Origin of the sequence: Pseudomonas sp. MIACH (assembly GCF_001269925.1) — a bacterium.
GTDB lineage: Bacteria > Pseudomonadota > Gammaproteobacteria > Pseudomonadales > Pseudomonadaceae > Aquipseudomonas.
Genome location: NZ_LHVO01000015.1, coordinates 109,983 through 134,225, shown reverse-complemented (window position 1 = coordinate 134,225; position 24,243 = coordinate 109,983). Strand labels below are relative to the sequence as shown.

34 protein-coding genes and 1 pseudogene are annotated in these 24,243 nt (G+C 57.8%); 9 read left to right on the top strand and 26 right to left on the bottom strand.

Going from position 1 to position 24,243, the window contains the following annotated elements; genetic code table 11:
• Nucleotides 1-262: 262 nt before the first annotated feature.
• Nucleotides 263-575, bottom strand: a pseudogene (locus tag AD670_RS05605) (hypothetical protein); the annotation flags it as partial.
• A gap of 137 nt (nt 576-712) precedes the next feature.
• Here AD670_RS05605 and AD670_RS05600 point away from each other — a divergent pair.
• Complete coding sequence (locus AD670_RS05600) at nt 713-976, top strand: hypothetical protein (RefSeq protein ID WP_156338115.1); 264 nt, start codon at nt 713-715, stop codon at nt 974-976.
• A 5-nt stretch (nt 977-981) separates the two neighbouring features.
• Here the strand turns inward: AD670_RS05600 and AD670_RS05595 are convergent, their stop codons facing one another.
• From AD670_RS05595 to AD670_RS05585, 3 genes are read right to left on the bottom strand one after another with little or no spacing between them, the layout of a single operon-like run.
• Nucleotides 982-1,575: a tail assembly protein gene (locus tag AD670_RS05595; RefSeq protein WP_053129010.1), complete on the bottom strand. Its 594-nt coding sequence runs from the start codon at nt 1,573-1,575 to the stop codon at nt 982-984.
• A gap of 54 nt (nt 1,576-1,629) precedes the next feature.
• Nucleotides 1,630-2,052 carry a hypothetical protein gene (locus AD670_RS05590; RefSeq protein ID WP_053129006.1) on the bottom strand — a complete coding sequence of 141 codons (423 nt, stop codon included), beginning with the start codon at nt 2,050-2,052 and terminating at the stop codon, nt 1,630-1,632.
• Nucleotides 2,053-2,073: 21 nt separating this feature from the next.
• The gene (locus AD670_RS05585) at nt 2,074-2,472 is read right to left on the bottom strand and encodes a hypothetical protein (RefSeq protein WP_053129003.1); all 399 of its coding nucleotides are present in this window, start codon (nt 2,470-2,472) and stop codon (nt 2,074-2,076) included.
• 179 nt (nt 2,473-2,651) lie between these two features.
• On the opposite strand from AD670_RS05585, the gene AD670_RS05580 reads away from it, so the two are divergent.
• Both AD670_RS05580 and AD670_RS05575 read left to right on the top strand, forming a co-directional pair.
• Nucleotides 2,652-2,912: a hypothetical protein gene (locus AD670_RS05580; RefSeq protein ID WP_053129000.1), complete on the top strand. Its 261-nt coding sequence runs from the start codon at nt 2,652-2,654 to the stop codon at nt 2,910-2,912.
• Nucleotides 2,876-3,610: a hypothetical protein gene (locus AD670_RS05575; protein ID WP_156338112.1), complete on the top strand. Its 735-nt coding sequence runs from the start codon at nt 2,876-2,878 to the stop codon at nt 3,608-3,610. Before AD670_RS05580 ends, AD670_RS05575 begins: the two co-directional genes overlap by 37 nt.
• A 221-nt stretch (nt 3,611-3,831) precedes the next feature.
• On the opposite strand, the gene AD670_RS05570 is transcribed toward AD670_RS05575, so the two are convergent.
• The 10 genes from AD670_RS05570 to AD670_RS05525 all read right to left on the bottom strand — a co-directional run bounded on the left by AD670_RS05570 (nt 3,832) and on the right by AD670_RS05525 (nt 11,656).
• Entirely contained in the window at nt 3,832-4,587 is a 756-nt protein-coding gene (locus AD670_RS05570) for a C40 family peptidase (RefSeq protein WP_053128995.1), read from the bottom strand.
• A gap of 2 nt (nt 4,588-4,589) precedes the next feature.
• Complete coding sequence (locus AD670_RS05565) at nt 4,590-5,342, bottom strand: phage minor tail protein L (RefSeq protein WP_053128992.1); 753 nt, start codon at nt 5,340-5,342, stop codon at nt 4,590-4,592.
• An 11-nt stretch (nt 5,343-5,353) separates the two neighbouring features.
• Nucleotides 5,354-5,692, bottom strand: a complete 339-nt coding sequence (locus AD670_RS05560; RefSeq protein WP_053128989.1) for a phage tail protein — start codon at nt 5,690-5,692, stop codon at nt 5,354-5,356.
• Nucleotides 5,692-8,748: a phage tail tape measure protein gene (locus AD670_RS05555; RefSeq protein WP_053128986.1), complete on the bottom strand. Its 3,057-nt coding sequence runs from the start codon at nt 8,746-8,748 to the stop codon at nt 5,692-5,694. Before AD670_RS05555 ends, AD670_RS05560 begins: the two co-directional genes overlap by 1 nt.
• Nucleotides 8,749-8,775: 27 nt before the next feature.
• Nucleotides 8,776-9,048, bottom strand: a complete 273-nt coding sequence (locus AD670_RS05550) for a DUF1799 domain-containing protein (protein WP_371263172.1) — start codon at nt 9,046-9,048, stop codon at nt 8,776-8,778.
• 47 nt (nt 9,049-9,095) lie between these two features.
• Nucleotides 9,096-9,476, bottom strand: coding sequence for a phage tail assembly chaperone (locus AD670_RS05545; protein WP_053128980.1), 381 nt, complete (start codon nt 9,474-9,476; stop codon nt 9,096-9,098).
• Between the two features lie 2 nt (nt 9,477-9,478).
• A complete protein-coding gene (locus AD670_RS05540; RefSeq protein WP_053128977.1) occupies nt 9,479-10,150 on the bottom strand; it encodes a phage tail protein in 672 nt (223 codons plus the stop codon).
• Nucleotides 10,151-10,218: 68 nt separating this feature from the next.
• Complete coding sequence (locus AD670_RS05535; RefSeq protein WP_053128974.1) at nt 10,219-10,638, bottom strand: phage tail terminator-like protein; 420 nt, start codon at nt 10,636-10,638, stop codon at nt 10,219-10,221.
• Nucleotides 10,635-11,291, bottom strand: a complete 657-nt coding sequence (locus tag AD670_RS05530; RefSeq protein ID WP_053128971.1) for a hypothetical protein — start codon at nt 11,289-11,291, stop codon at nt 10,635-10,637. Before AD670_RS05530 ends, AD670_RS05535 begins: the two co-directional genes overlap by 4 nt.
• The gene (locus AD670_RS05525; protein ID WP_053128968.1) at nt 11,288-11,656 is read right to left on the bottom strand and encodes a hypothetical protein; all 369 of its coding nucleotides are present in this window, start codon (nt 11,654-11,656) and stop codon (nt 11,288-11,290) included. The genes AD670_RS05530 and AD670_RS05525 overlap by 4 nt, the downstream gene beginning before the upstream one ends.
• A gap of 23 nt (nt 11,657-11,679) precedes the next feature.
• Here AD670_RS05525 and AD670_RS05520 point away from each other — a divergent pair, with 23 nt between their 5' ends.
• Nucleotides 11,680-11,985 carry a hypothetical protein gene (locus tag AD670_RS05520; protein ID WP_053128965.1) on the top strand — a complete coding sequence of 102 codons (306 nt, stop codon included), beginning with the start codon at nt 11,680-11,682 and terminating at the stop codon, nt 11,983-11,985.
• On the opposite strand, the gene AD670_RS05515 is transcribed toward AD670_RS05520, so the two are convergent.
• From AD670_RS05515 to AD670_RS05500, 4 genes are read right to left on the bottom strand one after another with little or no spacing between them, the layout of a single operon-like run.
• Nucleotides 11,986-12,489 (bottom strand): DnaT-like ssDNA-binding protein, encoded by a 504-nt coding sequence (locus AD670_RS05515; protein WP_053128962.1) that lies wholly within the window; start codon nt 12,487-12,489, stop codon nt 11,986-11,988.
• A 58-nt stretch (nt 12,490-12,547) separates the two neighbouring features.
• Nucleotides 12,548-13,123 (bottom strand): hypothetical protein, encoded by a 576-nt coding sequence (locus AD670_RS05510; RefSeq protein ID WP_053129132.1) that lies wholly within the window; start codon nt 13,121-13,123, stop codon nt 12,548-12,550.
• A gap of 49 nt (nt 13,124-13,172) precedes the next feature.
• A complete protein-coding gene (locus AD670_RS05505; protein ID WP_053128960.1) occupies nt 13,173-14,141 on the bottom strand; it encodes a major capsid protein in 969 nt (322 codons plus the stop codon).
• A gap of 10 nt (nt 14,142-14,151) precedes the next feature.
• Nucleotides 14,152-14,859, bottom strand: a complete 708-nt coding sequence (locus AD670_RS05500; RefSeq protein ID WP_053128957.1) for a hypothetical protein — start codon at nt 14,857-14,859, stop codon at nt 14,152-14,154.
• A 133-nt stretch (nt 14,860-14,992) separates the two neighbouring features.
• On the opposite strand from AD670_RS05500, the gene AD670_RS05495 reads away from it, so the two are divergent.
• A complete protein-coding gene (locus AD670_RS05495; protein ID WP_053128954.1) occupies nt 14,993-15,604 on the top strand; it encodes a hypothetical protein in 612 nt (203 codons plus the stop codon).
• A gap of 4 nt (nt 15,605-15,608) precedes the next feature.
• On the opposite strand, the gene AD670_RS05490 is transcribed toward AD670_RS05495, so the two are convergent.
• From AD670_RS05490 to AD670_RS05470, 5 genes are read right to left on the bottom strand one after another with little or no spacing between them, the layout of a single operon-like run.
• Nucleotides 15,609-16,694 carry a minor capsid protein gene (locus tag AD670_RS05490; protein WP_053128951.1) on the bottom strand — a complete coding sequence of 362 codons (1,086 nt, stop codon included), beginning with the start codon at nt 16,692-16,694 and terminating at the stop codon, nt 15,609-15,611.
• A complete protein-coding gene (locus tag AD670_RS05485; RefSeq protein WP_053128950.1) occupies nt 16,669-18,132 on the bottom strand; it encodes a DUF4055 domain-containing protein in 1,464 nt (487 codons plus the stop codon). Before AD670_RS05485 ends, AD670_RS05490 begins: the two co-directional genes overlap by 26 nt.
• Nucleotides 18,122-18,601, bottom strand: coding sequence for an HNH endonuclease signature motif containing protein (locus tag AD670_RS30580; protein ID WP_082340911.1), 480 nt, complete (start codon nt 18,599-18,601; stop codon nt 18,122-18,124). Before AD670_RS30580 ends, AD670_RS05485 begins: the two co-directional genes overlap by 11 nt.
• Complete coding sequence (locus AD670_RS05475) at nt 18,601-20,088, bottom strand: terminase (RefSeq protein WP_053128947.1); 1,488 nt, start codon at nt 20,086-20,088, stop codon at nt 18,601-18,603. Before AD670_RS05475 ends, AD670_RS30580 begins: the two co-directional genes overlap by 1 nt.
• A 1-nt stretch (nt 20,089) precedes the next feature.
• Nucleotides 20,090-20,689, bottom strand: coding sequence for a hypothetical protein (locus tag AD670_RS05470; protein ID WP_053128945.1), 600 nt, complete (start codon nt 20,687-20,689; stop codon nt 20,090-20,092).
• A 93-nt stretch (nt 20,690-20,782) separates the two neighbouring features.
• Here AD670_RS05470 and AD670_RS05465 point away from each other — a divergent pair, with 93 nt between their 5' ends.
• Nucleotides 20,783-21,223 (top strand): hypothetical protein, encoded by a 441-nt coding sequence (locus tag AD670_RS05465; RefSeq protein WP_053128942.1) that lies wholly within the window; start codon nt 20,783-20,785, stop codon nt 21,221-21,223.
• A 54-nt stretch (nt 21,224-21,277) separates the two neighbouring features.
• Here AD670_RS05465 and AD670_RS05460 read toward each other — a convergent pair whose 3' ends face one another.
• Nucleotides 21,278-21,622 (bottom strand): hypothetical protein, encoded by a 345-nt coding sequence (locus AD670_RS05460; protein WP_053128939.1) that lies wholly within the window; start codon nt 21,620-21,622, stop codon nt 21,278-21,280.
• Complete coding sequence (locus AD670_RS05455) at nt 21,619-21,957, bottom strand: hypothetical protein (protein WP_010211438.1); 339 nt, start codon at nt 21,955-21,957, stop codon at nt 21,619-21,621. Before AD670_RS05455 ends, AD670_RS05460 begins: the two co-directional genes overlap by 4 nt.
• A gap of 174 nt (nt 21,958-22,131) precedes the next feature.
• Between AD670_RS05455 and AD670_RS05450 the strand changes: the two genes are divergently transcribed.
• Nucleotides 22,132-22,500, top strand: a complete 369-nt coding sequence (locus tag AD670_RS05450) for a hypothetical protein (protein WP_053128936.1) — start codon at nt 22,132-22,134, stop codon at nt 22,498-22,500.
• Between the two features lie 315 nt (nt 22,501-22,815).
• The gene (locus AD670_RS05445) at nt 22,816-23,145 is read left to right on the top strand and encodes a hypothetical protein (RefSeq protein WP_053128933.1); all 330 of its coding nucleotides are present in this window, start codon (nt 22,816-22,818) and stop codon (nt 23,143-23,145) included.
• Between the two features lie 50 nt (nt 23,146-23,195).
• On the opposite strand, the gene AD670_RS05440 is transcribed toward AD670_RS05445, so the two are convergent.
• Complete coding sequence (locus tag AD670_RS05440) at nt 23,196-23,393, bottom strand: hypothetical protein (RefSeq protein WP_053128932.1); 198 nt, start codon at nt 23,391-23,393, stop codon at nt 23,196-23,198.
• A gap of 66 nt (nt 23,394-23,459) precedes the next feature.
• Here AD670_RS05440 and AD670_RS31385 point away from each other — a divergent pair, with 66 nt between their 5' ends.
• A complete protein-coding gene (locus tag AD670_RS31385; RefSeq protein WP_156338107.1) occupies nt 23,460-24,227 on the top strand; it encodes a hypothetical protein in 768 nt (255 codons plus the stop codon).
• The last annotated feature ends 16 nt before the right edge of the window (nt 24,228-24,243 follow it).

Here is a 24,243-nt window from a genome sequence, read left to right as displayed (position 1 = left end):
ACCCTGGATACAGGGCTCACTGCAAAGTGCTTTGATCGCGCCGCTAATCCCGGAAAGCTAGTGGGTTAACCGTTCCCTGATAGGAAACGGATCGCAGCCTCGACGACCCCAGAAAACATACATACTGAATGAATGTTTAAATCAAACCTATCATACGCAATGAATGTAAACAATCGCGGGTAGCGATTCAGACGCTCTGGCTTTGAACCACGACAACCTCGAAGTGCAGCCAACATTGTTGGCTGCTCGGCCTTAGGAAATTGGATAAGAGACTAGGGCAGGCAAAGCGCACGCGCACAGCAGAAAGCTGAGTGTTGGTGATGGCTCGAACCCAGGGCGTGCCACTCCCATTTAACGTTCGGGAAGTTCATGTTGCCTTGGGGGTCTTGAAGCGGAGTGTTGTCGAGGAAAATATCGCGCGCGGTAGGTGTGCCTTCGAACTCACCTTCGCCAACAGCGATCAGCATCTTTGCCATTGCGACAGAGCGCAGGCTATCCGGTGCCTCGGTTGGTGTTTTCGGCTTATCCGAGCCGCCCTTAGCGCCATACACATCGATTTTCCGTGCTGCACCCATGCTTTTCTCCAGGCAATAAAAAACCGCCTCATGGGCGGTTTTGGTTAAAGAATTTTCAGGAAAAGCTGCAAGATTGGATTTGCCGCGAGCAGGCTTTAACATGCAACGAATTACTCAGTCCAACAAGGAAGTACTCGGTGAACAAAGCAAGTAAATGGATGAGAATTGCACTCTCAGCACCAGTTTATGCCGCGTCAATTTTATTCGGACTCGTAACGGCTAAAATAAGCGTAAGCGCCGTATTGGAATTTTTTACGGGACTTATGACGGCCTATGACATAGGAGTGGCACTGGGCAGTTTGGCTATAGGTTTGGTTACTGCGCTCATTACTGGCGGCCTTTGGATGTTGGGCGGATACGTACGAGGGCAGCCAAAACAGATGAAAGCTGAGGCGTCATAATCGTCCTAAGCCTGGTCTTCTGCGTAGATCTCAGCACTGATAATCGCGCCGCCCCAACGGCGCTCCCCGATGCATAGCGGCACCGGGTTACCCGATGCGGTGGTGTTCTTGGCGCTGCCGAAGGCGTAGCCGGGAGTGTTCTCTGGTGCGGCACTAGTCTTGAGGCCGCCGGCCTGGGGGCTGAGCATTTGAATCACGCCGCCGGCGACAAGTCCGATGCCCGCACCTATGAGCGGAGTACCGAAAGGCGTTGCAGAGAAAATAACACCCACAACAATCAAGATCGCACCGACGATGGTTTGAAGAATACCGCCGCGCTTGCTGCCTACGATCACGGGCGCAATCCGGATGTCTCCGGCACCGTTGTAGCGCAGCTCCTTCTCCCCGATATTGCGCTTATCGCGAAACACCGCGAACTCAAGGCCGCGCGACTTGGCATTCGAAAGAAACCGCTCGAATCCGGGGATCTGCACGCATAGTGCTTTGATCGCCTCCGCCGGCGATTTCACCGCGAGTCTGAAGGACTTTCCGAACTGTCGGAGCTGCCCGTGCAGGCGAATCGTCGTCATGGGTTGGTAGTTGATCGCTGATGCCTGCATCACTTTCTCCGAGCAATAAAAAACCGCCCGGAGGCGGTTTCAAGGTTTCTTGATTCACTTGTAATCGACATAGGGCCCTATGTAGAACCCAGCCATGTCGCCGCTGATACGGTACAGGCTTTCTTTGCCTGGCTGCACCGTTGCTGCGATGGTTCGAATTGCAGCGCCTGCGCACAAGCCAGAGCCAGCCAGGCCTGCGCCGAGATTGGGCGACCCCGGCGGAAGGTAGAATGTGGCCCGCTGACCAGTTCCGATTTTTGCAGCCCTCCGGCCGTCGACATAAACAACGATGTCGCAGCCAGAACCGACCGCGCCGGAGTCGCGCACCACGGTGATTTTTCCGCTCTCGCCAGCTGGTTTGGTCTGGAAGGCATAGACCTCGTCCGACGGTACCGGCTTAGCATCCCGCACCGAGATCGCCGATGAGGCACACCCCGCCAGCATCGCCACCGCTACCGCCGCTATCAAAATCCGCATGCTGTACTCCTATTTACTCGATTACTGGCCGACACCCGCCTGATTAACAGTTCGGTTGAAGTCTAGAAGTGCCTGCCATGCATTCGGTTGGCATCCGAACATATTGTCGCACCAGAGCTTTGCGCCGATCTTGTACTTTCCAGACCCAAGAGCATCCTTTGAAACCTGTGCGGCCAGAGCAGGACTGTTTGGTATGGGATTGTACGTGTCGAAATAATCAGCCCCATAGGTCTGAATCTTTGTGCCGGCATGACTCAAAACCCAGCTACGCGCTGCCGACCACATAACCTGGCACTGATTTTCGCTTGTACACACTGGCGTTGTTCGCTGGGCCTCCGATCGCCAAGCGTCAACCTCTTGGGTGTTAGCGCAGCCAGCCAAAAAAGCGAAACCCATCAAAACAGCTACCGTGCGCACCATCTTTCAACTCCTGTGATTTGTAACGCACTCTAGCACTGCGCCATCACAAGATCGAACCGACCGGAAAACTCCTTAAAAGAATCCTGTCCGGGCATCCAGCGTGGATGGAATGCCAGTAACTGGCTGACTTGCTGCCGTAGTAGCTTTGTGCCTGATTTCTACACAGGGCAGGAAGGAAAATGGCGATCGTAACGGAACAAACGGCGAAGTACGTCTTCCATGAGACGCCAACTATTCTCGGCGGCGGCGACTGGAACGACCTACATCAGATCGGGAGCATAGTTCCAGCCTCGGGCATCTACCGGTGCGAAGGCTGTGGCGATGAAATCACCTCGAACAAAGGTGACAAATTCCCACCGCAAAACCACCACCAACACCCTACCGTGTTCGGTCCTGACGTGAAATGGCGGCTTATCGTCAAAACCCAAACAAAAGCGTAAAGGATTTCCCAGTCCTTCGCCTGCAAGCCCAAGGACTGGGGTTGCGCCAATTTCGGCGCGTTTATGACTTGGAGGGCGCGCCGGGCAACGAATACGAGAATTGGGGCTATAGAGCAGGCCCCAGTGATGAAATGAAACAGGAGATTGGGCAGGTCGTCATTAATCATGCTCTGTGCGACCCACCTCTTCTTGACCTATTCGTGACGCTCTCCGGAGTATCCGCCGCGACTGCATACATCTTGATTCAATCCCTGAACCTGAAAGCCGGAGGCATGACAAAAGCCATCCTCGACATGGCGAAAGCGAAGCAACCGCCAATCAGTTCTGAGCTAAATGCAAGGCTCTCGAAAGCTATCGGCGAATATCGGAAGCTATCGCTATTGCGAAACGAGGTCGCACATTGGCAATGGACACCTTCTCCCGAGGGAGTGCAGGCTGCCCAGGCCACTAACATCATGCGCAGGAATAGCGATGACTCAGCTTTCGCCAAGGAATTCAGCCTTCACAGTCTCAAGCAGCTTTCGGTGGGTTTGATAACAACGTTTTCGGCTTTGAGTTTGTTCGCCGGCCTGATTCAGCATCCTGACATTCCCGAAGATGCTCTCGTAAAGGTTTTTGCCAATCTAGACGCTATTTCGTTCAAGGTGAATGAAGCACTTCTGTCTTTGCCAGAACCTTCGGCTGAAGAACTGCCATAATCCGGAAAACCTCTTCCAACAGGTGAGTGGACATTAACGGATCGTAGAGGCTGTAGACGTATTCCATGGCAGCCTCAGTCATCGCGCTGGTTACGATGACTTGCTCCAATTCCTGAGGCGACCGCTCTGCAAAGCGCGCCAGATTCGCGTGGCTTTGCGCCGTGAGCCAATTTGATAATTCTCTCACGCTCGCCTCCTAAGGCAATGCCGCGTCACGTTGGTTATCTCGCGTCTTTGTGCCTGAGGATCAAGCGCGTTCGATCGTGCCAGGGCCCGCCGTAGACGATGATCTCGGACGGCCTACCGTAAAGGTGGTGTAACAGGAATGGACCAGGGCCGAACGCGCCCGACTTTTCGCCAGGTAACGCCGGATCAATGCCCAGGTAGATCCCGGCATGGTTCGGGTGAACGGTGCGTCCAACCTGCATAACGATCATGTCACCACGCTGCGGTCGGTCGACGCGCACAAACCCGGCGGCCTCGTAGTTCGCCTCGTAAAGGCTGGCGTTCTCCGCGCTCTCCCACCAGCCATCAGTGCGCTGAAAGGCTTCGAATTCCAGACCCCACTCACGGGCATACCAATCAGCGCACACCTGCCAGCAGTCCCAGGCCCCATGTACGAACGGCCGGTTGAGAAGCGGCGTGCTGCCCGTTGGCGTGATCGTGCGCATGTCGCCCTCTGGCCACGACAGGATATGCCAGGGCTGCGCCGTCGCCTCGCACATGGCCAAGTCATGCGGCGACGGCCTGCTGGTGGCGTCCGGGTGCGAGTGAACGATGCCGATCACTTCGCCAAGGTCTTCCGCCGCAGCGTAGTCCTCAGGATCGAGCCGGAACTCTTCGTTCGGCTCCGTGGCGATGTTTCGGCACGGGAAGTACTTCTGCTTGCGACCGATGGCGAGCAGCAGGCCGCAACATTCTTTCGGATACTGGGCCGCCGCGTGCGCCTGGATGGACGCAATGATGTGCTTGCGCATGGTCAGCTCCGGGCTATGAGGGAAACGGCGGGGAATCCACCGAAGGACAGTTCGTTGTTTTCGCCGAAGCGCAGCTTGCAGGACGACAGGCAGCCCTTGCACTGGTCCAGTGCCGGGTCATCCGTGGGGTTGTCCTCGTCGTCGAACATGGCCACGCCGGTATAGCCGCAGTCCGGCCCCCGGTAACCATTGGTCATGGCCCAGTGGCAGAACGTGGTCATCTGCCGCCCGGGCAGGCCGTGGTTATCGATCTCGCCCGGAGAGGACAGCTCCCAGACGACGGCCTCGCCGTCCTCACTGGTTTTCTGGTCGATGTACCAGATCTCCAGCGCCTCCTGCGTCGGGTCGGCGGTCGGGTTGCCCTCGGGGAAGTTGGCTGCGTCCAGGTACTGGGCCAGGGTTTCGCGGACTGTGAGCTTGAACTTGAGCATGTCCTCGAAGGCCAGGCACAGCGCGGTGACGCGCCCGTTGACGTTGCCCGCGGCGAACGTGGGCCGAGAAGCGGTTCCGTCGCTGCTCGAGGAAATACCCTCAATCTGCACCGGCCAGGCTGCGTACTCCTGCCCCTGCCAGATAATAGACTTGGCGGGCAGGTCCTCTTCGGAGCCCTCGTAGGCCAACAATTCCTCCGGCGTATGCGGGATGGCGTGACCGTGGAAGCGCAGGTAGTCCGCGCCGTACTCGGTCCCGTCAATTTCGAACAGGCGAATCTCGCCACCGGGCTCCAGTTTCTGGATGTCCGTGATCAGTGCCATGGGCGGTTATCTCAGGGATTAAAGGTTTGCTGGAAAGTCGCGGTGATGGCGTAGACCTGGCCGCCACGGTGCACTGGCTTGTAGCCGTTGCACTTGTAGAGGCCAAGCTCACCCAGGGGCGGTTCCCAGAGGAAGCCCTTAGCCCCTTTGTGTCGATCGAGGAACGCCATGATCTCTTTGATGCGCGGCTTCAGACCGGTAAACGTCACCGGCCAGGACTGCGACCGGTTGTTGATCCCATCCTCGACCGACTGCTCGTATCCATCTGCGAACTTCTTGGAGCGAACGCGCTGGGCAATATCGCCCTCCGCGCCTTTCTCCGTCGCCCAGGTGAATCGTTCGATAGCCATCATCGCCCCTTGATTGCGTTGTTGATGACGCCGCCCTGGCGCATGTCCCTCGATCGCAGTTCCTGGTATTTCTGCTCTACGAACGTCGCCAGCTCCTTGCCGAAGAGGTCATAGCCAGGTGCATCAGCCGAGGAGGTAGCGTTGCCGTCGCCATCGATATGCACCTCGACATTGATCTGCGTTCCGCCAGCCCCGCCGCCGCCCATGGCCATAACCCCCAGCTTGCCGCTCGACGTCCGGGTCAGGGGCATGATTGCCTCCTCACCAGCTTCACCCATGACTCCGGTTTTGCCATTGGCCATACCGAACGCCGTTGGCTTGCTAACGATGGAGTTCGTAAACGCACCGCCGTCGGCGAACATCTGTACACCGCCCGACCACGCGCCGCCCTTGGCTTGCGGGAAGTAGGTGTTGGAGTAGCCGGCCGATGACGCCCCGAGGTTCGACGACGTGGCACCGGCAGACCCGGCGGCCATGCCATTGCCGCCGCCGGCCGCGCTGCCACCGAAGTAGCTCGCCGCCGCGCCAACCAGACTGCCCAGCAGTGCCGAACTTGCCTGCCGTGTCGCAATGCGCGCCATGTCCGCCAGGATCGATTCGGCGAAGTCCGAGAACGACGCCTTACCGGTCATGGCAAAGTTGACGATGGAATCCTCCATGGAACTGAAGGCGTTGCCGAACAGGCTTTTGGTTTGCCCGGCGATGTTGCGCGCCGAATCCAGGTAGTTATCCCAGGCTGCCGTTGCGCCCTTCGTCCAATCGCCCTGGGCATTTTCCACATCTGCATAGTTCTGCCGGATCTGGTCCGTCGCGGCCTTGTTCGCGTCTGCGAGAGCCTGCGATTTGCGCTTAAACTCTTCCTCCGACATGTTCCGCGATGGGTCGGATTTCTGGTTGGCAAGCTCCAGCGACTGCTGAGCAAACCGGTCCTGCTGGCTGTTCAGTTCGCCGCTGAGCGCGTTCTGGCGGTCACCCTGCCCCACGCCGAGCACTGCGCGCTGGCCTGCCAACTCCAAGGCCCTCTGCTGCTGCCCCAGTGCCTGCACGTATGTGCTGATCGATCGTTCCTGCTTTGCCAGGCGCCCGGTCTCATTGGTAGCGAGCACTTCAAGCTGACTGTCGGCATCCTTCTGCGCCTTGACCATTCCTGCGCGCGCGTCGGCGATCTTCTGGTCCAGCTGGATGCTTTGCGCAGCCGACGTGGACTTCTTGCCCTTGGCGGCCTCAAGCGCTGCAATCTCTGCCTCGTAGGCTGCCGTTGTCTGGTCGAGCTGATTGCCGATCAGAGCCTGGCGCCGCAGCAGATAGTCTTCCTCAGACAGCAGACCGGCCTTCTGCGCCGCTTCCAGTTCCTTCTGGTAGTTCTTGTAGGTATCAGTGATCGCCGCCAGGTCGTTCTTGGCGGTGTTGAAGCTGGTCAGGTCGACCTGGGAACCGGCTGCTTTCGGGTCTTTGAACTTGTCATTGATGTTGGCGATGTTTTTGTCGACTGTGGCCTGAGCCAAGCGCGGGTCGTTCGGCGCTACCTTGCGAATATCGTCGAGTTGCTTTTTATAGTCCTTGAGCGCGTCTGCCCGCTTTTGCTCATTTGTCCAAGATGACTTGGTGAGCGCGTCAACCTTTTGCATCGAGGTGATCGCGGCTTGTTGGGCTTTTGCCTGATCGCCTTCCAGCTTTGCAATTTCAGCCTGTGCCGCCTTCTGGTCCTCAAGCATATTCAAGCGGTTTTGATAGAGATCAATCATCTGCTGCTTGTTTTGGAACAGACCAACGTCGCCGGACTGTGCGCTCGCCAGGTCTCGGCGTGCCTGCTCAATATCTGCGCCAATGTCCGGGCGCCCGATGTTCTTGAGGCTGTCAGCAGCGCGTGCGACCGCGTTGTAGCCTTTCTCCCAGAAGCTCAGGTTCTCCAAAATCTTCGGCGTGCGCTCGTTGATGGCGTCGGCATAGGACTCGGTAGCAAGCTTCACGGCGCCTGCGTGATCACGCTGCTCTTCCAGGGCGGCGATCTGAGAGAAAACCGAGGCGGTTAGGTAGTGGTACTGCTCATTCAGCGCAGCGGATGCCTTGACCGGCTCGTCTGCCAACTTGACGAACTCGGCGACCGTCTCGCTGACGGCTTTACCGGTCGCCTCCTGCATCGAAACGGCGGCCTGGGTGATGCCCGCAAAACTCTCGCCGGCGATCTTGCCGTTATCCGCCAGCATCGCCAGTACCGCAGCGGCCTGGCCTGTGGTGCCCACGGTCGCGCTGACTTGGCGCGCCATGTCGCCCAACTGCCCAGCGCTAACCCCTGCATAGTTGCCGGTAAGGATGAGCGACTTGTTGTAGCTGTCCTGCTCTTCGCTGCCTTTGTGGTAGGCATATGCCAGGCCGCCCACGGCTGCGGTAGCCAGGGCCAGAGGCGCCAGGATGGCGAGCAAGCCCGCAGCACCTGCACCAGCGCCGGCACCCAACTGAGCCACGGCGCGAACTCCGCTACCCCAGTCGCCCGACGACAGCGCGTTACCAAGCTGTACGACGTTTTCCTGTGCCTGGCGGGTGCCGAGGCGCAGCTTGTCGAAACCGGTGGTGGTCTTTTCGAGCTTTCCATAATCCTTGTCGATCTTGGCCAGGGCGCTGTTGTACTGGTCCTGGCTGATTCGACCCTCGTCGAGATGCTTACCCAGTTGCTCGACCTGCGTGTCCAGCTTAGCCAGCGCGGCACGGGCAGGGTCAATAGCCCCCAGCAGGCTGTTGAGGGCCTTCTGCTCGTCCATAGCGGACTTGGCCAAGGCCACCTGCTGCTTGTCGAGCTGTGCCGAGATTTTCGCTGCCTCGGCCTCGCCATAGGCGCCGGTCTTGGTCAGCTTGGCGAGAGCGTCACGCTGCTTTGCCAAGTCCTGGGTAGTTTTAGCGCTGGTGGACAGCGACTTTTCCAGCGCCTGCATTTCGTTCATCAGCGAAACGGCGGACTGCTCGGCCCGGCCGCCGGCCTTCGCCATTTCATCCAGACTCGTTTTAGCCTGGACTGCATCGGCCGAGTCGATCTTGACGCCGAGTTCTGCAATGTTCATCGACTCACCTTGAATAAGTGCCCGTGGTTACGGGCTGTTTTCCCTTTCCTCCGCCATGACGCGCAGGGCTTCGCCTTCCAGCACCTGAAGGTCAGGGAAGATTTCAGCGAGTTTCTTTTTTTTGATGCCGAGGAACCCGGCTACGTCGCGGATGCTGCTGTAGTCGAGACCGATCGCGCCGCCCGTACCTGCACGCCACTGAGTAGACATCCGATTGAATAGAAGGAACGCCAGCCAAAGGCACGGCCAAACCTCGAACTCTTCTTCCATGTCCTCTGCATCCCAGCCGAAAGAAGCGATCTGCTCGGCATCCGGCGGGGACTCATACAGGGCGCGGGCGGCGCGGATCAGTTTCCCGTGCGAGCCTTGGCGTAAGCATCCTGGTAGGCGTCTACGACAGCCTCGGTTGTGCCATTACAGGACGTCACCAGCGCCTTGATACTCTCATCGTCAAACTTGTCATCGAACTCCCAGCCCACAACCAGATCCTTGATTTGCTGAATCTGGTTTTCGGTGTCGACAGCAACGATTTCGGACACAGAAGGCTTTTCGCCGAACTTATCGAGGCCTTCCTTGCGCCGCTGGCTCCACTCGTCGAACAGCGCCGCAAGCTCGATACGGTTTCGATATTTGAAGGTGAAGCCCACCTTCACCGGATCCTGGCCGACTACCGGAACCATCACGGCCCCCAGAAACGTCGGTGATTGGGCAATCTTGAACTTCGCCATGATTAAGCCCCACCGCCCGCAACAACAGGCGCGCGATACGCAGTGATCTCGGCGTTGATGGTGAAGCCAAATGCTACGGCTGCACCTTCGTTACGCACCAGGGTCGGGCTTTTGTTGAAAGAAGCATAACCGGCGTAGTAGATCGTCTTGCCGTTGGGCAGCGACATACGCAGGATGCGCACTTCCTTCTCTCGGTCTGCCTTATCCAATTCGTCATACCAGGCCAAGCTGTCATCATCGGCGAGCTGGAATGAAAACGCCTGAGCGTTTTTAGTGGTGGGGATTTGCTTGTCGCGGCGAGCCTCAAGCGGGGCGTACGTCCAATACTGCTGCTCACCACCGGACATCGAGTTACCGATCACCTGGTTTACCGCGACCCAGCCGGTGACTTTCTTGGCGGTGCCGGCGCTGATGCCGTCAGGGAAAAACGAGGTATTCGAAGTGTCGATACCTTCCAGGGTGAATGCTCCGGCGGCGGCGGCGGCGACACGCACGGCGCGCTCATTGATGTCCTCCCACCCGGAGGTGATAAGCAGGATGTCGCCATTGGCAAAGCCGTTGGCAAGTGCCGTAGCGACTCCTGGGTTGGCATTCGTGATGCTCGCAATCACCTTCGCAGCGGCGAAGCCAGTCGAGAGCGCCAGTGTTGCCCCGTTGGGGAAATAAACAGACATGGGTTTTCCTCTTTGCAGAAATGACAAAACCCGCACTTGGCGGGTTCGGGATTTGCCCAACGGGCGGGTTATGGCGTGGTGTCAGACCGGTAGGAGAAAGACAGCGGGACGGTGTAGGTTGAGTCGCCAGTAATGCCTGGACCGACATCCACCGGAGTCATCGGAGTTACCACGAAACCGTTCTTCACATCACGCACATACAGGGGGAATAGCGCGATGATCTCGGAGGCAATTGGGTTGATCTTGATCTTCCCGGTACCCGCCGGCGCGATGATGCTGACCTGAAACACTCCGGTGTACAGGCGGTGATCACCGCCGAGTGTGTTGCTTGCGGTATCACCAGGAATGGTGAAGGCTCGCAGGTAGGTCTCGCCTTCAGCTGGCGCATAGGCCGTGTTCTCGAAAACGATCTTGAGCTTGTCCGGCCTGGCAGCGTTCCAGGCGATGAGCTTGGCCTCGTAGATCGAGGCGATGATTGCGTGACTCATACCTGGTTGTTCCTGATGGCCTCCAGCACGATTTGCTGGAAGCGGGCCACGGTTACCCTAACCATGCCTCCGGGGGCCTGGGAGGAATGGCCGAACTCCAGCGGAATCGCGTAGGGCAAGTTATTGATGATGTAGGCCATCTGGCCGGCGGTGAAGTCACTCATCGCGGCAACCATTGCAGCAGTGGTTTCGGCGCCGCTCGGGTCAACCTCATCAAAGGTGACGCTCTCTACCACGCCAAGCGATATGTGCCAGTTCGCCCGGAACCGCCCACCGACGTAGTCCCTGCCAGCGACCAAGCCGTTCACATTGAAGTTCTGGTCGCGCTCGGTCTTTGTCAGGGGCTTGGCGTACTTCACACCCTTTCGCAGTTTGCCGGCTTTGGTGAAGTTCGATTCGTTGAGGTTGATGATCGTATTACGGACCGCGACCTTGAAGTCATAGTCGTCGGCCGCCCGGGTGTTCGCCTCACGGTGAGCGACGTTTGCGGCCCAGATCTCCGGGTTACCCACGGGAGACATCCGGATCAGGCTGCTGCCGACCTCGATGATGATCTCGCGAACACTGGCGTCAATGGCTTCACCCGTCTGAGCGGCGAACTCGGCCAGGCTGAGCGCAAAACTGCCGGACTGTCCGGCGCCTGCCCGGCTCACGACCGCACCTGCAACTCATACAGGATCGGCGTACCGGCAGGGTTGACCTCTTTCAGCGGCGGCACGATTGACCAGGTGCGATCCTGAGCAACCACTTTGTCGAGCAGACCAGGCACCCACGCCAATCCCTGCGCGGCGATCTTGAGCTTCTTGTCGCCCTGTTTGATGAGGCTGTTGTTCTGGAATTCTTGGCCAGTGAAGTCGAGCAGGATGCCTTGGGCGGTTTGCTCGACGGTCGCGCTTGGCGACTCGCCGCCAGTCTCTGGGTCGTACTCGCCCAGCTCCGTCTTGCTGATGGTCACGGGCTGGCCGAACTCTGTGATCATCTCCAAAGCCATCACGGCCATTTCGTCGTAGAATCCCATGTTCAACTACTCAAGGATGAATTATGAGTCACATAGAAGAAAGCAAATATCTAAGCGACCTTGCCGACGCGATTGATAAAAAAACTTCAGGTACTGGAAGAGATTTTTACAGCAAATGTGACGCAATAAGCGCGTTCAGACAGATGTTCATCAATGCAGGTTTTGACGAAAACAAATCCAACAAAGTCGCCCGATATATCTTTAATATTTTTGAGCCTGTGCCCATCAAAAAGCTACGAATAGGAGCGCGTGTCTTGGGCCAAGGCTATCAAGCAGTTAAAGATGAGTATCAGGAAGAGTTCGACTTATTGTTGCTACGAGGGGATTGATCACGCCCGCACAGCGAACAGTCCACGTTTTTGGAGATAGTCGGCAAACTGCGTGGCACTCGGCCGGTCGGGTGCCGCCGGCAGCAGTCGGTTGCTGATAGATGGGATCGCTGCGTACTGCCGCGTCACCGCCCCCTCAACACGATCAAGCAACACCGCACCTTTGCGCTTTTCAACAGGGTCGATGTCGTCCTGATGGATCTCGGCGGCCAGGGCCATCTGGCCGTACTGGATCCGCGCCGGCAGGTAGTTGTCCGGCTTGATCTGGCAGTCCAGTTCAACACCCCGACGCGGCCAGGCCAACGCTTGCTCGCTGCTCATCTTGCGGCCTTTCCAGGTTTTGCCATCCATCGCTAAGGCGGCCCGGCGCAGCAGCGCTTCCTGCTCGGGAACACCTGCGGGGATGACCGTGCCGAATTTCACGGCATACATGGCCAGGTCCTCGGCGCTCGCGTAGCTTTCGGCGTCAGGCTTGCCGGTGCCGTCCTCAATGATGAGTGTCATGCGTCAACTCGCTGGAATGGTTTGAGATCGGCCACCGGGTCACCGGCAGCCAGCATTATCAAGCCTTGGGCAGATCAGCGACGAGCTTTTCCAAGGATTCTTTCGATGCGTTGGCCCGGTATGGAACCTTGGCTTCGTCCAACTTAGCCTTCAGGTCGGCGACTTCCTTCGCGTCCGGGTCGTCCAGGCGAGCCTTGGCGGCCTGGTGGAGAAGGTCGTCCACCTGCAGTTGCAGAGCCTTCACCTTTTCAGCTTCGCCATCACGCTCACGGATGAGGCTTTCCACGCCGGCGTTTACCGCTTCGAACGCCTGAAACAGGCGATCAGCGATCGGGCCAAGATCGCCTTCGGGGCGCACCAGCGCCTGATCAGCGAATGACTCGACGATCAGACCGACAGATTCGAGTTCGGCACGGAAGACATCGATATTGACGCTGGAGTTGCCACCATCGATCAGCAGCACCTTCGGCACTTCCTTGACCGTCACGTCAGGCACATCGTCGGCAGCATCTTCGCGGCTTTCGGTAGCGCTCGCGTCGATGATGCGCAAGCCATGATCCTTGGCCAGTGCCTTGACGTCTTCTTGGTACTGATGGAATGGACCAGGCAGATACCAGATGTTCTTGTTGCTCATGATCATGTCCTCGCCAAGCCGAGCACTGGGCCCGACTCAGCTGTCAGGGTTACTTGGAGGCATCACCGATCAGAGCCACACCGGCGGTGTGCTTGATGCTGGTGGCAGTCTTGTCCCAGTTGGTACCGGTCGCCAGTTCGGCGTCGGTAGGCGACTTGCCGCCGGTGGTGGTGTCCCAGGTGTAGCCCTTCAGGCCCAGGCCGAAGGTGTAGTCGGTCTGGAGCGTGGTTTCGATACGCTCCTTGCCGTTAGTGGTCTGGACGTTGCTGATGATGTCGCGGCCGTCGTGGACCAGCGCAGCGCCTTGCACCAGGGACAGGATGATTTCCTTGTTCGGGGTGCCGGCCTGCATCAGCGCCGGGGCATCCGTCACAACGGAGATCTTGCCGAGGATGTCCACCACGCGGACGTTGCCCGCTTGGAACAGCTGCTGCTGGTTCGCCAGATTTTGACCTACCAGCTTGTGGTAGCTGGTGCCCTGCATCACCTGGGTTACCAGGTTCTGGCTTGCGTCGCCGAACTTCGCGTGGGCGTTGTTCAGACCTGCGTAGGTGATGCCAGTGGTAGCCGACACATCGTTGACGGCGGCAGCCTGTGCGGTGATAGCAGCAACCAGGGCGGCGATCGCGGTGTTCAGCTGGTCCTTCAGCAGGATTTCAGCGAATGCGCGGCTGGCGACTTCGATGCCTTGCGCAGTTGGACGCTCCAGCCAGGTCATCTGCGACGGCTCGTAGCGGATCGGACCGAAGCCGCCGGCGACTTTCACCGAGGTGTTCTTCAGCTCGGTCAGGTCGGTGGCAGCGACAGCGGCGTTTGCGCTGTAGCGATCCACGCGGCGCTGGGCGGCGGCCAGGGTCTGGAAGAACGACTCTTGGAGGAAGTCACCAGTGAAGCCATCCGGAGACAGCACGATTGCGCCACGGCTGGCGGCGTTGAACGCGGAAAGATACTGATCCAGCGTCTCGAGAGTCGCCGGCATGATGTATTCGTTGAAAACCTGCATTTGCGACAGGGACATGAGTTATTCCTTACGATTGTGGTAGATCCGGGAACCGGCTCGCGATCGCGGCCTGTCGTTCCTCTTTGGTGCCGCCGATTTTTCCTTTTGCGGCCCCGCCGCCACCTCCAGCACCAGCAGCCCCGCCGCCAGATGCCTTGCTACCCGCGATCAACGGCGCGAAGGCCGTGTCGTTTGCGAATTCTGCTTTCAGCTCATCCAGCGTTGCCGCCGAGAGCTTGCCCTGCTGGTCGAGGACGACCACGACAGGCTTCCCATCGCGCTGCTCGACGCTCAGACGGCGTTCGATGTGCGGCAACAGGGCTTTGGCGCTGCCTGGGATTGCCAGGGCAGACGCGATGTCAGTAGCGGTACGGCCGACGGTCAGATCCCGGATCTGAGTGCTCAGCGTTCCACGCTCCTGTTCCAGCATGCCGTTCAGCTCAGCTTCGCGGCGGTTGTACTTTTCAGACCAGGACTTTTCGAGTTCCTCGACGTTGCCGGACTTGCGAGCGGCCTCTTCACGCTCCAGTCGGGCCTGCTCTTCCGCATCCTTGCGAGCCTTCTCGGCGGCTTTCTTTTCTCCGAGCAGCTCTTCCACCTTCGACTTCAGGCCGGATACATCTTCTGGTTGCGGCAGGCCTTCGATACCGAGGACAAACTTGCCGTCCTTCTCGGTGTAAAGAGCGCGCACGGCTTCATCTACCCCTTCCAGGGTATCCAGTTGGAATTTCAGCATTGGTTGTCTCCCAGAGACGTAGGTGCAGGCCCTGCCTGCGGATGTGAAAACCCGATATCCGGGATAAATCCAGATTGGATTTTTCATTTATTTCATTTAATATTTCGTTTATTACACGAAACGAGAACGCAACATGAACAAAAAACATCAAATAATCAGTGATCAAGAGGGCAAACCACTGTTTGCTCTGATCCCATACGAGGAATACGTAATGCTTCAAAAAAACATAACGGAGCGGAGTGCAGCTCCCACAAAAACCACTCTCCTGTCGGATGACGGGCTGCGCATTTCATTGCCCCACGCACCGGGCGAGCATATTGATCTCGTCCGGCTGGTCGACTATTGCGTCCGGACAAGCCAGGTGAGCATGGGCGCGGACGACGATCTCGACGAGGTGCGGAAAGAGTACGGCGAAAGCTTTCCAGTAAATATGCGCGCGCAGGCACTAGCCAACTTCGACGCTCGGCAGATGGGGTCGCTGGACCCTCTGATTCGGGCGAAATTTCTGCCGAAGAACTCACCGTATCGCAACACCATGCAGGCAACCACAGAGGTGGTAAACGCGCTGGTGAGCACTGGGATCTTCAATCCTACAAAACGAAAGTTCGATTTTTACCGGCCCGTGAATGCTCTCGACTTCAATCTCGACGCAGCCAAAGAATTTCTTGCGGGGAAACCGCCCGTCCAAGACCCCATCAATCCGTACTTCTGGTACAAATCGTCGCTCGACAAGGGCAGCGATTGATCCCTCAAACACCTGCGCGCTCGAAAGCCAGCGGCTCAAGGGCGCGCATTTGTGCAAGGGTCAGCGGCGCAAAGTTGCGATCAAGCTGCAGCTCGCCAAAGCGCTCGACACTCAATCCACCTTCGCGAAAAAGCCTCGCCCGCATCGGCCCAATAGCCTTGTCCTGAAACGCCGCCGGCTGCTGCTTGAGCCAGTCGTAGTAGCTGAGGTCCGCCCTCACCTGCTGAGCGCCGCCGTCACCGATCGATGCCCGCGTGGCGTCCTTGGCGAACAAGGCGCTGAAGCGCGTCACAGCAACCAGCGTCGAGCGGCAGTTGATGTGGATCGGCGGCCTTGGCCCCTCGTTCAGCTTGAATCGACGCTTATCGAGCGTCCGACATTGGCTGGTTGTCTTCGAATCCAGGGTGCTGACCCACTCCACCGACTGCACGACGTCGCTGTTTTCCTTCAGCGTCTCCATACGCGCCTGGGTGGCGACGTGCTGCACCGCCGTCCGCACGATGGAGCCGGCGTTACGGCTCGTCGTGGCCAGGACGCCGTCGTTGTACTGGAGCGCCTTGCTGCCGCGAATGTTCTTAATGATCTGGAAGTTTGTTTGGCCTTCGAAGAAGCCCTGCCTGATCGCGCCTGTGAGGCGTTGCCGCTCGGTGGCGGTGAATCCATCAATGAACGACTTGAGCAGCTTCCCGCCATCCGCACCGCGCACGCTGAGCGGATTGGTGAGGATTGCTGCCCTGATTGCCGCAGCACCTGGCACCACCGCGTCAAAAGTGACACCCACCGGCGCCGCCCGGGTCAGGCTGGTCGCTTCAAACTCGGCCTCGTAATTGGCGATGTCCACCAGGTCGAGGTTCAGCTTCTCGCTGTAGCGGTCGAAGATGCCCAGCAGCAGGCTATCAACCTCGCTAAGCAGCCGCTCCAGGCGGACGACGGTGTAGTCCGTCAGATCCGCCCGCGTCAGCCGCTCACGAATCGAGCGGTCGATCTCCTTGAGAAAGGGGGCGAACTTCTTCACCTCTCCCGACTTGAGCTGCTCCAAGAACACGGCATGCCGGATGGTGGCATCAAGGATTGCTTGGTTTGCCGCCATTCGGAATTACCTCGGTGTCGTCCAGGGCTGGCCCGGTGCTTTGTGCCTCCAGCTCATCCCGGATTTCGTCGTCCGTTTTCTCTGGGTTGATAACGCCGCGATCACGCAGGTACTGCCAGAAGTCGCCTTCCGGTAGCTTGCCGCCCTGCACTGCGTTGAACAGCGCCGCCAGGATCGTGGCATCCAGAGTGATCTGGCTGAAGTCTTGGTTGAGCTTGTAGACCACCTCGCCGGTGGCGTTCACGAACTCGGCCATCCAAACCAGGCACTGGCTGTATGCCTCGCTGACGTTGCTCACCACCAGGGAGAGAACGCTGTGTTCGGCGGCGCTGTCGTTATCGGCCTGGGTTGCGGTCTTCACGGCACTACCACGTTCGATCAGACGGGCGCCGAGGGACACCATGTCCTGCTTCTTGGCGTCCATGGCCTCCTTCACCAGCGTGTTCGGCTCAGGCTGAGCAAAGCCACACGATCCGTTGGCAGGAAGTGTCAGCGGAGCCCTGGAGCCGACATAGATGCCGTTGGCTTCAAGATGGTCGCGCCAGGCTTCGTCAAGACCAGAGATCCAAAACTGCGGCTGCCCGGAAAACCACACCGAGTCCTCGTAATCCGCACTGTTGCAGTAATGGCCGATGTTCAGCACGGCCATGTCGTACAGCGGCGAGTCGTCGATGCTGGTGTCGTTGTTCTCGCTGCCGAGAAATTGAAACGGGATCACGCGCCAAGGCTGCCCGGCGCCGTTCAGCGGAGTGAAAGGCGGAGTGATCATCGAAGTTTCGCTTGAGCCCTCCTGCCAAACTTCCTGGGTATAGACGCCAGCCTCATCCAGGCGCAGCACGCGGTATTGGGTAACCTTTTCGCTGCCGAAGCCATCATCGGTATCGACGTCTACAGATTCTTGCAGCACCACCAAGCTCAGCAGGTGCTGACCACCGACCTTGCGGGTCTTCCAGTTCCTGATTGATTCGGCCGGATAGCTCGCAACGTTCGCACGAGCGCGCCCAGCCTGCTCATCTGCCTTGCTCACTGTGCCGGCCTGCACCGCAGCGTAATCCACCAGCAAACCGTGCCGACCGACTTCGAGCAGATGCCCGATGACCGACTGCGACTGCTGATAAACGCTCACACCCTGCCCGTCGACGTCCGTGGCCACGTAATCAAGCTCACCAGGGACAGTCAAGGTTGGCCAGGTACGGAAGACGGCGCCCACCAGGCTGTGCTTTGTGCGCCCGGTAGCGTTGTAGAACACGGCCCGCTGCTTGTACGACTTGTACCGCTCAAGGTTCTCAGGGCTGGTGTCGTGCTTGTTGGGCCTGGGCAAGTAAACATCGCCGCGCCCCTTTACCGTCTCGGAGCCCTTGCACACGTCTCGCACCAGCCGCCAACGGGACTGTGCCGCGTCGTATTCCGGGCGGGTGTATGTGACGTCATGCGACATTTGATTCTCCGACATGAGACCAGCCAATGCCGCGCCGGATCCGACATACCAAACTCTTTGTGACACCAAGCTGGCGAGCCAACGCAGCACCAGTTTCTTTGCTGGATCGGATCAGGCGAACATCCAGCTCATCAAGCTTCGATTGGCCATGCGCAGAGCCGACTACCTTCCGCGCTCTACCTTTCTCTTCCATGTCGAGCACGTTGTCCGCGACTTCGCCCGCCCGCAAGTGATCAGGATTGACGCAGCCAGGGTTGTCGCACTCATGCAGCACAACGCATCCATCAGGTATTGGCCCTTTGGTCATCAAATAACTGAGGCGATGGGCGCCGTGCTTGATGCCCCTACAAGTGATCGCTCCATAGCCATCGGGATTGCAGTAGCCGGTGAACTCCAGGCATCCGCTTTCGCTCAGGCGCATGCGATCCGCGAACATGGCTTCCCAGTTCATTTCTCGTTGTTTTGCCATTAGCGTGCGAATCCCATTTTGATTGATTTGACCGGCTTCTTTGCGCTCTTAGCGACAGCGAAGTATCGGAATGCATCGGAGCCGTGAGACGTCCAGTCATGCAGCGGCTTGTCTTTCCAGCAGCCCTTCTTGTCGTCCCACTCCTTGCGATAGTTCTCAAGGCAGGTAATGCCCTCTTCGCACTTCGATTCGTCGAAGGCGCACTTGGACAGAATTTCGCGGGCCTGCTCGATGCCGTCGTCCACCCCGATTTTCGGGACGACCTGGAACGTCATCCGATAAACCTGTCCGTCGATTTCGTAACCCTCTCGGGCGATGTCCTTGCGCGTCTTCGCATCACTGCCGAACTCACGGTTCTCGATATCATGCGGCCCCCAGTGCTCGGAGTAGGTGTAACCCTTGTCCTTGAGCACCTTCATGTAATGCCGCAGGCCTTCGCCTGAGTTCTCGTAGTAATCGATGACGTGGTACTGCTCGCCCACCTGGCGCACAAACCAGATGGCGGTGGAGTCGCTCACACCGATGTCCCAAATGGTCATCACCGGCAGGTGGCTGTTGTCTGGCAGAGTGCCGATTCGCTGAGCGGCATACAGCTTGGTGAACTGTTGCGCGTAGTAGGCGCCCTCGACCGACTGCTGGAAGGCTTCGACGGGAATCGACGGGTATTCCCGCTTCATGTCATCGCCGAGTGTCTTCTCCTTGGCCGCGTACCAGGCACGCTGGCCGTCGTTGGTGACGACCCCGTGCTTTGCGTGCAGTTCGTTGAAGTAATCGGTAAGGCGCTGCGGCAGCACCACGTCGGCAGAGTCGAGGCTGTAGGCCTTGTTGTTCCACCAACTGAAGAAAAAGAACTTCCAATCCAGCAGGCCTAGCGGAACACCGGCCAATTGCTGGCGCTCCGCTGACTGGCTGTAATCGAAGAAATACCCGGCCCGGCCTTCCGCCGTCGACTCGATGGTGACGAAACAATCAGCAGCCACTGCCTCGAAAGCGCCGGTGACGATCTCCCGCGCCTTGTGCGGAAACTTGGCGCAGATCTTCCCGAACTCGGATACGTGCAGGTAGCGCAGCGTGCCGCCACGGAACGATGTGGAAACGTAAAGCGAGCCGCCCTTACTAAATACCAACTCACCGGCGGCGTCATTTCGTGCTGGGTTGGCAGCGCGCAGCTCTTTCGGCAGGTTGTCGTAGGCGTACTTCACCTTTTCCCGGAAAAGGCGCTTGGCGTCGTTCAGGGTGTGAGCGATCAAGGCGCACTTCGCAGCCTCGAACAGCGCCGCATCCAACTGGACGATACACACCAGCGTCGTGAAGCCAAGCTGACGCGCCTTCAGGATGATGTTCCGGGTATGCATCCCCTGGAAGTAATCGATCTGCTCCTGCGTCATGCGGAAGCGAACCTTCTTTCCCTGCTTGTCGGTGATGAAATAGAGATTATTCAGTCGCCAGAATCGATCCCGAAGCAGTTTCATGTGCTCGGGTTTCATATCAAGCGTCCTGTGATAGTTCGTCCATCATCTTCGAGATCTCGTCGGCGTCGTCCGTCTTCTCCTTCTCGTCCAGGCTGAATGCCTGACGCTCCAGAACCTGCAGGTTCTTCATTGCAGAGGAAAGCTGAAACAGGGTTTTGGAGTTGCTGGGCAGCGCGACAGCAGCGAGCATCGAGGCCCGGCGCATACCGTTATTGTCCTCGCCCGTCTCATCGATGATCGCGTCTTCGATCTCTTCGCGGCGCTGGATGGTGTTTAGCAAGTCATCCATCAGCAGGTTCGCAAGGTTCATCGCCTTCCGAATGTCTCGGCGATGGCTGCGAACCACCCGGGCCCCTTCTTCTGCGGCCTCTTCGATGATCTCGGCATCAAGTTCGCAGTTCGCGCCTTGGTCGTTGCGAACCTCTCCGCGAACCAGCTTGCTGCGAACCTCTTTGCGCACCTGGTCAGAAAGGTCTCTCGCCCATCCTTGAACCTTGGCTTTCTTCCGGATTGCCGTGTCGCTCACGCCTTGGCGCTCTGCAATAGTCCTGATGGAAAGCGAACCTGCCCGGTAGGCTCGTTCGATCGCCTCCCAGTCGGGTTGCTTGGTTGTCATAAATTGTCTCAAGTGACCATAAAGTCGTGGTTGAAATAGTGGCGCTTTGCCGGTATTGATGGGCCCCTAACCACCAGAGAGAGAGATCGGTACATGAATATTGTGAATCACTGCTTAACCGCATACAGCAAGGGGGACACTGCTCTTCGCAATGGAATCCCAGCTTCCGAAGAAAACGTGGTGCAGATGCTTGAAATCATAAGGACGGCTCTTCGGGAAGCGGGCGCGTCATCTCCCGAGCTTACGAGCCTCACCATGAGTAAAGAATCAGCGTTCAACAAGGACAACCCGGCGGACCTTATCGCGCTGGCGTTCGATGCACTTACCGATCAAAACCGTAACCCTGCGCTGTGGACCGAGCTTGAGGGACGGTCGATTAGGTCGGAAATACTCTCAACCATTTCGACAATGATGAGCGGCCCGAATGTACTGGCGCCTGATCAGCGCAGGGGTGTAAATACGGCGGACTATGCAGAAGCAAAAACTCAGCTGATAGCCCTTCTTTCGAAGAGATATTCGCAGTTCGGGTTATAGCTAGCCCTATGAAAGTCGCGCCACGATTTTGAATACGCCAAATTGTGGCGCGGATTACTTGCTCCGTCGATCGATACCGCCCGGCGCCTTGTCACAGTGCAGACAGTGCTCGCAGTTCAGCGCCCGGCACAGCCAGACCTTCACCCGCTGCCAGTACGTGACCATGAAGATGTGGCGCACACCGGCCAGGGCCAGGGACACATGCAGCGTCAGGCCGGCAGTGGTCGGGCCGAAGAAGATGTTCTGGCTGCGCACCGACACGACGAAACCGGTAATGGCGATCGTGGTGTAGATCAGCTTCCCAAGGATGCCGTCCCTCACCTTCCCGCTCAGTACGCACCAGGTGGCCCACAGCGCGATAAGGCCGCAGGCGATGGAGTTGATCAGTTCAAGATTCATGGTGGATTGCCTCCCCCGAACCGCTGGCGAATGAGCGCCCAGAGGTCAGCGGCTTTGATGGCTCGGTTGATTGCTGCCAGGAGCGAGCCGCCGAACGTGCCCAGCAAGAAGCCAATGCCGGCGACGATCTTCGGCTCGGTGACATTCAGGTAGGCACTGACCATGCTCGTCAGGTACAGCGAGCAGGCAACACCGGTGATCAAGAACACCATCCAGGCGCGCCAGTCGGACAAGTCGTCCTTGTGCCACCAGCTCGCAACAACGGCCCCAATCAGGCCCGCAATCAACAATTCGAACCTGTCGATCTTGTCGAGCAGGCGCTGTAGATACTCCATGCGCTCGACTCCGTGGGGCATGTTTGAAATAGGTCAGCCCCGGCGGCACTCCCTGCTCAGTGCGAAGGGTGTGGCGGGGCCGAAAACGAAAAGGCCTCGATCAATGTCGAGGCCTGAAAAGGTACACTTGAGGGGGGATAGAGACCGCCGCCCCTTCGAAGAACGAAATACTGGATGGATACAGAAAGAAAGATGAAAGGAAGCAAATTTCTCTCGGTGATGCTCGCCGGCACTCTTCTAGCAACTCAGGGATGCGCACGCCATGAGGAGCGGATATTTCATATGATTCGATGCACCATGGCAGAGAGCATTGAAAAACAAAATGACCCTTTGATAGCGAAGTCTTGGGAAATAACAGGCCTCTATATGCGAGAAAATGGCATCAAGAAAAACCCAGCAGAGCTAGCTGCAATTGCCGCAAACATAAGAGATGAAATAATGGGCCCACCCGATTCTTCATGGGATGAGCGGGACGCCAGAGTAGCGGAAATCGTCAATAGCGAGTTTTGCACGACCTATCTGAATTTACTTCATCAGAAATAAACAAAGTCTTCCCGCAGCCTGCCAAAGACAGTCCCAGCGTCGACGCCCCAGTGCATCGATCTCGCCATTCGTTCATCGCGCCACCCCGGAAGCACAGCGAGGTCAGGGTGCACGGGCTGCCGGTGTTTTCATCGTACGTCGCACTACCGGCTATCGACGTCCAGGCCTTCCGGAGGGCTGTCCTGGCTATAGGTGAAACTCAGGCAATAAAAAAGCCCCGAACGCGGCGAGGCTCTGAGATTTTATGCAATCCGGATGATCCTTCGCTTAACCTTGCCGACTCTCACACCAGGCAAGCAAAGGAAGGATCACCGGATGCCAAACGATACCCTCATAACGATCATCACTACCACCGCCGTAACGATCATCGCGACAGTCATCGCAAACCAGCTCAGCAAATCCACAGCGATAGAGCGAATAAGCCAGTTGATGGGAAACATGACCGCGAACATCGCCAAGTTCATGGCTAGATTTGGTGTGAGCGCTGGCTTCATTTTTTGGACCGCCTGGATATGGATCTCTTTCGGCCTTAGCGAGCAACCAATCAAGCGACTCGAAGTGCTCGAGTTGATTTATTTCTCTGCTCTGGGCTTCTGGTTTGTGCAGGATCTACTCCGCGACGTGGCTAAAAGCAAGCGAGGATAACAAAAGGCAAAAAACCCGACGCTTGGCCGGGTTTGTTGATGTACAAAACTTCAGTTGTCGGGGTGTTCGCTCGCCACCGAATCAGCAGCGTCCACATCCGACATGTCCTCTTCAAGAGGCGCTTCGTCGTCCGGCGGCAGTGGGACCTTATCCTCATCACGCTTCGGATCGTGCCCCGTCTCGTTGTCCGTGCCGCGCGTTACCGCCTGCTGTGAAATATTGCCCGGGGCGTTCTCATTGATTTCCATGCTAGCTCTCCGTTCTAACGCACAGAATATCCGCGCGTGAGGATGGGAGTCGGCAGATCGCAGCGAGTGCCGAACACTGGACGAACGGCACAAAACGAAAAAGCCCAGCGCTATGGCTGTGCCAAAAACAATCGAACGATGAAGGCGCTTATGCAACCTTCAGAGAAGCTAGCTAGCAAGGCTTCGCACACTCTTACAAAGCTGATCTACGCTCCAAATGTGGCATCTAGCCACCAAAAAAAGGAGCAAGCTATGCTAGGAAAAACACTTATCACAATAGGGGCGATATCTCTTTCAGGATGCAGCCTATTCCAGCCCGCCGCAAAGCCCAGCGAGATCACTCTCGTCAAAGCCATGCAAGATGTTGGGACCGGCCTGAAGGTAATGAAAATGGCTGAGGGAGATGTCAGAACAGGGCTGATCGCATCGGAGGTCACGGTCGTATTTAATATCGCGGCCAGCGACAAAAAGACAGGAAACTTAACTATCGACCTGTCTGCGCCTGTTGCGCCAGGGGCCGGAACAGCTAAAGCCGGTGGCGGCCTCGGGTCTGAGTCAGGTTCTCAACGCGGAAATACTGTAACGGTGAAGTTCGTCAACTTACTTACCATTCCGAAAGAGACGCTGGCATACAAAGGGAATCTCGCCGATCTACTTCCTTTCGTGTCCGACCAAGGCGAATCTGGAAAAACGCCTGGGGCTTCGTCTGGTACCTCGCCCAACACTCCAATTAAAGGACCTATTATCCGTCCATATAGCGGACGATTTGAGTTGAAAAGTCTTTCAGACATAGAACGCCGATCTCTTGAAGGAACGCCAGCCCCAAATCAGTGACAAAGGAAAAACCCCG